Source organism: Vibrio sp. ZF57 (genome assembly GCF_001691235.1).
In the GTDB taxonomy this organism is placed as follows: Bacteria; Pseudomonadota; Gammaproteobacteria; order Enterobacterales; family Vibrionaceae; genus Vibrio; species Vibrio crassostreae_C.
The window spans coordinates 98,608-105,067 of the sequence record NZ_MAKD01000014.1 but is presented as its reverse complement, the minus strand read 5'-3'; the positions used below and the strand labels follow the sequence as shown (position 1 = coordinate 105,067).

The 6,460-nt window shown below is 43.4% G+C and carries 3 protein-coding genes and 2 pseudogenes; 3 read left to right on the top strand and 2 right to left on the bottom strand.

Annotated features, from left to right (window positions below):
• On the bottom strand, window positions 1-2,030 hold a 2,030-nt coding region (locus A6D97_RS02095; protein WP_240492682.1), incomplete at its 3' end, for an Ig-like domain-containing protein.
• A gap of 279 nt (window positions 2,031-2,309) precedes the next feature.
• Here A6D97_RS02095 and A6D97_RS02090 point away from each other — a divergent pair.
• Window positions 2,310-4,157, top strand: coding sequence for a M3 family metallopeptidase (locus tag A6D97_RS02090; RefSeq protein WP_065583725.1), 1,848 nt, complete (start codon window positions 2,310-2,312; stop codon window positions 4,155-4,157).
• Between the two features lie 347 nt (window positions 4,158-4,504).
• Window positions 4,505-5,173 (top strand): annotated as a pseudogene (locus A6D97_RS02085) (IS5 family transposase); the annotation flags it as partial.
• 54 nt (window positions 5,174-5,227) lie between these two features.
• On the opposite strand, the gene A6D97_RS02080 reads toward A6D97_RS02085, so the two are convergent.
• A complete protein-coding gene (locus A6D97_RS02080; RefSeq protein ID WP_065583724.1) occupies window positions 5,228-6,148 on the bottom strand; it encodes an IS5 family transposase in 921 nt (306 codons plus the stop codon).
• A gap of 76 nt (window positions 6,149-6,224) precedes the next feature.
• Between A6D97_RS02080 and A6D97_RS21355 the strand changes: the two are divergent.
• Window positions 6,225-6,460 (top strand): annotated as a pseudogene (locus A6D97_RS21355) (IS5/IS1182 family transposase); the annotation flags it as partial.

Sequence of the window (6,460 nt, the reverse complement as noted above, 5' to 3'; positions counted from 1 at the left end):
TGACCATCTTCAACATTGGTCACCGTACCAACTAATGCGCCATTACTGACCTCGCCAGAGTTGTAATACTCATCACCAAAACCATCAAAATCCACACTGATGTCCGCCAACGTATCTTTGACGATGGTATCGCTAGAAGTGGCGGTATTGCCTGCAACGTCCGTAACGCTTGCTTCTACCGTTAGCGTACCTTCCGCAAAGGCTGAATAATCTTGACCAGTGAGAGTCCAAGTACCACCAGACACAACCGTGGAATAATCAACCGAGGTGCCAGCACTATCCGTAATAGTAATGAAAATGGTTTGCCCATCTTCAACATTTAGTACCGTTCCAACCAATGCGCCATTGCTCACTTCTGCTGAGTTGTAATACTCATCATCCGATGCAGAGAAATCGACGCCAATACTAACTAGTGTATCTTTGACGATGGTATCGCTAGATGTTGCTGTATTGCCCGCAACGTCCGTAACGCTTGCTTCAACCGTTAGCTCACCTTCAGCAAAACCTGAATAGTCTTGGCCAGTCAGAGTCCAAGTACCTCCAGACACAACCGTGGAATAATCAACCGATTTGCCACTAACATCGGTGATCGTAATGGATATAGTTTGACCATCTTCCACATTTGCCACAGTACCAACCAAGGCTCCATTAGAGACTTCAGCTTGGTTATAAAACTCATCATCAGAGGCAGAAAAATCAACACCAATGTTCACTAACGTGTCTTTGATAATTGTATCGGTAGAAGAAATAGTATTGCCTGCAACATCAGTCGTGCTAGCAACAACCGTCAACTCACCTTCGGCAAAGCCAGAATAATCTTGGTCTTTCAGGCTCCAAAAATTACCAGAAACAACTGTGGTATAGTCAACAGATAAACCATTGCTATCTGTAATCTTAATATCAATAGCTTGGCCGTCTTCGACATTGAAGATCGCTCCAATCAGAGCACCTTTGCCAACTTCATTTTCGTTATAATAGTTATCACCAAATCCATCAAATCGAACGAGAATCCGGTCAATCGTATCTTTTTCTATGGTATCCGTTGCTGTGGTAGGGTTTCCGGCAATATCTATGGTGCTTGCAACAACAGTGAGTTCACCTTCGGCGAAATTGGAATAATCTTGGTTTTCGAGCGTCCAGCTATTTCCTGAGACTACCGTTGAGTAACTCACAGATAAGCCGTTACTGTCTGTAATCGTTATTGAAATAGTCTGTCCATCTTCAACATTGACTACAGTACCAACTAATGCGCCATTCTCTACTTCAAACTTGTTATAAAACTCATCACCAAAGCCATCGAAGTCAACCTCAATGTTGGCTAATGTGTCTTTGATTGTGGAATCGTTAGCTGCAATGCTATTGCCAAAATCATCAGCAATGACAGCATCGACTTGAAGATCCCCCTCCTCCAATGAAGAGAGGTCGACGCCATTGACGACATACGTTTCATCGCTTGTGATGGCTGTGGTGGTTACTGTGTTTCCGTTAACATCAGTGATGGTCAGAACAACGGTACGCCCGTCTCGAACATCCACTGCCGTGCCCGTAATCGTGACACTTGGTACTTCAAACTGATTTTCGTAACCGTCTCCACCATCCAAAATATCAACGGTTAATAGTGCACTAGGTAACAGAATATCAAGGTTACCCTCATTCGAGGTTGTATCTTCGTCGGCATATTCTGCAGGACGCGTATCAAAACCCGCCTCAGCGAGCGTTTCATCTAAGGTGGAACGAACATAAACAATAAATGAGGCGCTGGAACTAGGTTGGTCATTTACTGAGTTAGGCTGTTGAGGTGCGCTTTCAATGTTGTTGACGAGTTCGGTGACCACCTTTTCCAACTGTTGTTCAACTGCGGCGATTTGTGGTGCAGTTAAGGGCTGAGCCTCTTGTAAGTTCTGAGGTTCAATGCTGACGACTTGCACGCCTTCAACTTTTGGCTGCGTAGCAGGTAATTGAAGCCAAGTACCATCAGGGAATACTTGCCAAACAACACCACCAACTTCGATATATAAAATAGGATCCATCCTAAACCTCTTCCTTACAAAAACGCTGACCTTGAGTACATCCATTTACTCAATAAAAGGCTGGATAAATCAGCGAACTATTTCTAATTAATACTAGCAAACAACAAATCATTAACAGTTAATTAATTATAAATCATTAACAGTTAATTAATTATCACTAATACGCTGTAAAGTAAACCGATAGGCTGTGACTTGCATTCAGTTATATCTATCGTCACAAAATACATTCAATGAATGTGTCATAATGTTGAAATTACTGGTTAAATTTCAAGGAATGTCATGACTGCAACGAACTATCTCAACCAATTGAATCAAAAGTATCTTGCGACTCATAAAGCGAAAGAAGACTTCTTTTGGGATACATATATGGGTATCAGTGACGACCACGATGGTTCGACACTCGCACAGACTCAGTGGACGGAATTTCTAAGCTCTGCCGAACAGATTACTGCTATCGAAACGCAACTCGCTGCTATTGATGAAATTCAAGATCCTCTCGAAAAAGAGAGTACGCTGACAGGCTTGAATGGTTGGTTGGCGACCTTTAGATCTCACGCTATTGAGTCTGAGCAGTCACAGAAGCTTAAATCCGATCTCATAAAGTTTGAGGCTGAACTGTTTGAGAAAAAACAGAATCATGTAATGACTTACGTAAATGAAACAGGTGATGAAACAGAAGGATCGCTGCCCGTTTTAGGTTCAACCGTTAGAAGTAATGGTAATGAACAAGTTAGGCTTTCTGCACATCAAGCATTATTAGATTTAGAGCAATGGCTGCTGGCTAACGGCTTTATTGAGCTGATCAAAAAACGTAACCAATTTGCTCAATCACTGGGGTTTAAAACCTTCTTTGATTACTCAGTGCTGAAAACCGAACAGATGACGACAGAACAACTGTTTACGATTCTGGATGACTTCGAAGCACGTACACGCGATAGCCATCAGCAAAGCCTAGCCAATTTGGCAGAACAGAAAGGCGAGAATGCACTTCAAGCCCATAACTTTACCTACTCTTTTGCAGGTGACGTTATGAATGATCTTGATCCTTATGTTCCATTCTCAAAGTCACTTCGACGCTGGATTGAATCTTTTGGCCGCCTGAATATCGAATACTCTCAAGCGACATTAAAATTGGATCTGCTTGATCGCAAAGGTAAATACCCTAATGGTTTCTGTCACGGGCCTATTCCTTCTTTCTATGACCAAGACACTTGGGTGCCAGCTCAAGTCAACTTCACGAGTAATGCTAAGCCCGATCAGGTAGGCAGTGGTTATGATGGGATTAACACCTTGTTCCACGAAGGTGGTCACGCTGCTCACTTTGCCAACGTGAAAATGAACGCGCCGTGCTTCTCTCAAGAGTTTGCACCGACCTCGATGGCTTACGCGGAAACTCAGTCTATGTTCTGTGATAGCCTGTTGAATGATGCCGATTGGCTCAAACAATACGCGCTTAATGCAGATGGCCAAGCAGTACCTGACGAGTTAATCAAAGCAATCATCGATAACAAACAGCCCTTCAGAGCTTATCAAGAGCGCAGCATTTTAGTGGTTCCGTATTTCGAGCGAGCACTTTACGAATTGGCGGATGAAGATCTGACACCTGAAAAGATCACTGCTCTGGCTCGTAGCAGTGAGAAAACGATTCTTGGATTAGCTTGTAGCCCTCGCCCATTAATGGCGATCCCGCATCTATTGTCGGATGAAGCATCTTGCGCGTATCAAGGCTACCTGCTGGCTCATATGGCGGTGTATCAAACTCGTGCGTATTTCACTGATAAGTTTGGCTACTTAACGGATAACCCAGAGATCGGCCCTTTGTTAGCTAAGCACTATTGGTATAAAGGCAATAGCGTTAATCACAATGGAACGATAGAGAGCCTGACTGGAGAAGGTTTCAATGCCAAATACCTTGCTGACGAGTGTAACTTATCGCCAGAGGAAGCTTGGGCGATTGAGGAGCAAAAAATCAAACAACTGTCGACAAGAGAACGTGCACCAGTCTCTGATTTGAATGCGAAGATATCGATCGTTGATGGGGCTACCGAGTTGGCGAATAATGACAAATCAAATCATCAGATGTGTGATGAGTTTGAGAAATTCATTGTTGGGCAATACGGTCGATAGATTGAGTTTTAATGCTAATGAAAAAGGCAAAAATGAGTAGTGACATAACTCATTTTTGCCCCTTTTCAAGTTAGAATCAAAGCTATCCTTCAGCCATAATTGTGACTTTTGACTTACATATAGTAATGCTATCGGGTAGGGATAAGTATAGATACGCCTCTACTTAAGTGAGTAGAATCATTTCAATACACCAATGAATGATAATAATTAACATTTAGGGTTTGTGAAATGGTATAATAAAGGTATGGACTAATTCTAGTCTTCCCTAAGGCTTTGTTTCCTAAATCAGGGAACTAATGCTTAAAGCTACGATCAGATCATCTAAGTTCACTCACATACTTAGAGCAATGCCAAAGCCTCGCTACAGAACAACTAACTGGAAACAATATAACCAAGCCCTAATCAATCGTGGTTCACTGACATTCTGGATTGATGAGGAAGCGATTCAACAGTGGAAGCAACTCAAGCAAGGTAAACGAGGTCGACCTCGATTGTTTAGTGACTTAGCCATTACGACCGCCCTCATGGTTAAACGAGTATTCGCGATGCCGTTGAGAGCGTTACAAGGATTCATCGATTCTGTTTTCAAACTCGCTCAACTCCCGTTGTCATGTCCTCATTATTCATGCATCAGTAAACGAGCCAAAACGGTTAATGTGTCATTCAAGACAAAGACCCGAGGCGCAATACAGCATTTAGCCATTGATGCAACAGGGCTAAAGGTCTACGGTGAAGGTGAATGGAAAGTAAAAAAACATGGTACTGACGGGAAGCGTCGAGTTTGGCGTAAGCTCCATTTAGCCGTAGACACTGGCACTCATGAAATCATTGCGGCTGAGTTAAGTTTATCGAATGTCACTGACGGTGAAGCTCTTCCTAATTTACTGAATCAAACTCGTCGTAGAATCAATGAGATATCTGGTGATGGAGCTTACGATACAAGACAATGCTACGAAGCAATACGTATTAAACAAGCTGTTCCACTTATTCCACCGAGAGAAGGTGCTGCTTTTTGGGGCTTTGTTGCGTAATTAAATTTAAAGATAGAACAACCCCGTTTCGCGTATTTCTTAATCAATACGACAAGTTTCAGGCATACCTAACCCAGTAAGCTTGTTCAACGCTTTTATCATCGCGTAAGTTTCACCCACCTGGGCATTGTAATTTCTTAAGCTCAATCGTCCTCCTAGCAACTGTTTAACTCGATACATCGCTGTTTCTGACAATGAACGTTTGTGGTATCCATACCGCTCTTTCCAATACTTATTTGAGCCGTATAATTTCTGGCAACCCACGGCGAGGTTTCGAGGATGACCACGCTCCCAGAAGGCTGCCCCTTCTCTTGGGGGAATAAGCGCAACGGCTCGCTTCATCTTAATAGCAGCGCGACACGCTCTCGTGTCGTAAGCGCCATCACCAGACACCTCAAGGATGCTTCGACGTGTTTGTTTCAGTAGGTTCGGGAGTACTTCACCATCTGTAACCGTTGATAAACTTAGCTCGGCGGCAATGATCTCATGAGTGCTTGTATCAACTGCAATATGCAGCTTTCGCCAGACTCTCCGCTTGCCATCCGTCCCGTGTTTTTTGACTTTCCATTCACCTTCGCCATAAACCTTAAGGCCAGTTGCATCAATGGCTAGGTGTTGTATCGCTCCTCTCGCTTTAGTCTTAAATGAGACCTCAACTTGCTTGGCTCTACGACTGATGCAGGTGTAATGCGGACAACTTAACGGCACATGGGCTAACCTAAATATCGAGTCGATAAATCCTTGCAGCGCTCTCAGTGGCATAGAAAAAACTCGTTTCACCATGAGTGCTGTCGTAATCGCTAAATCACTGAACCGACGTGGCCTCCCGCGCTTATTCTGTTTGCTTTGCGCCCACCCACTTATTGCTTCTTCATCGATCCAGAAGGTCAGAGAACCACGGTTAATGAGCGATTGGTTGTATTGCTTCCAGTTGGTTGTTTTGTAACAAGGTTTAGGCATAAGGCTACGAGAGAGAGTGGTGGTAGCTGATCAGATCGTAGGTTCTTGATTTAGTTCCATTGAATTACGCAACAAAGCCGCTTTTTGGTTACGAGGTCACCCCCGTAATCTGGCGGTAGCTTGCCAGAAATTATACGGCTCAAATAAACATTGGAAAAAGAAGTACGGTTACCATAAACGGTCACTTTCAGAGACGGCTATGTTCCGTGTAAAGACACTGTTTGGTGGGCGATTAAGTTTAAGAAACTATAATGCTCAGGTTGGTGAAACCTACGCCATGATTAAAGCGTTGAATAAGCTCACAGGGTTAGG

Coding starts and splice junctions, on each gene's coding strand:
- A6D97_RS02090 (WP_065583725.1), top strand. CDS start 2,310: ATGACTGCAACGAACTATCTCAACCAATTGAATCAAAAGTATCTTGCG.
- A6D97_RS02080 (WP_065583724.1), bottom strand. CDS start 6,148: ATGCCTAAACCTTGTTACAAAACAACCAACTGGAAGCAATACAACCAA.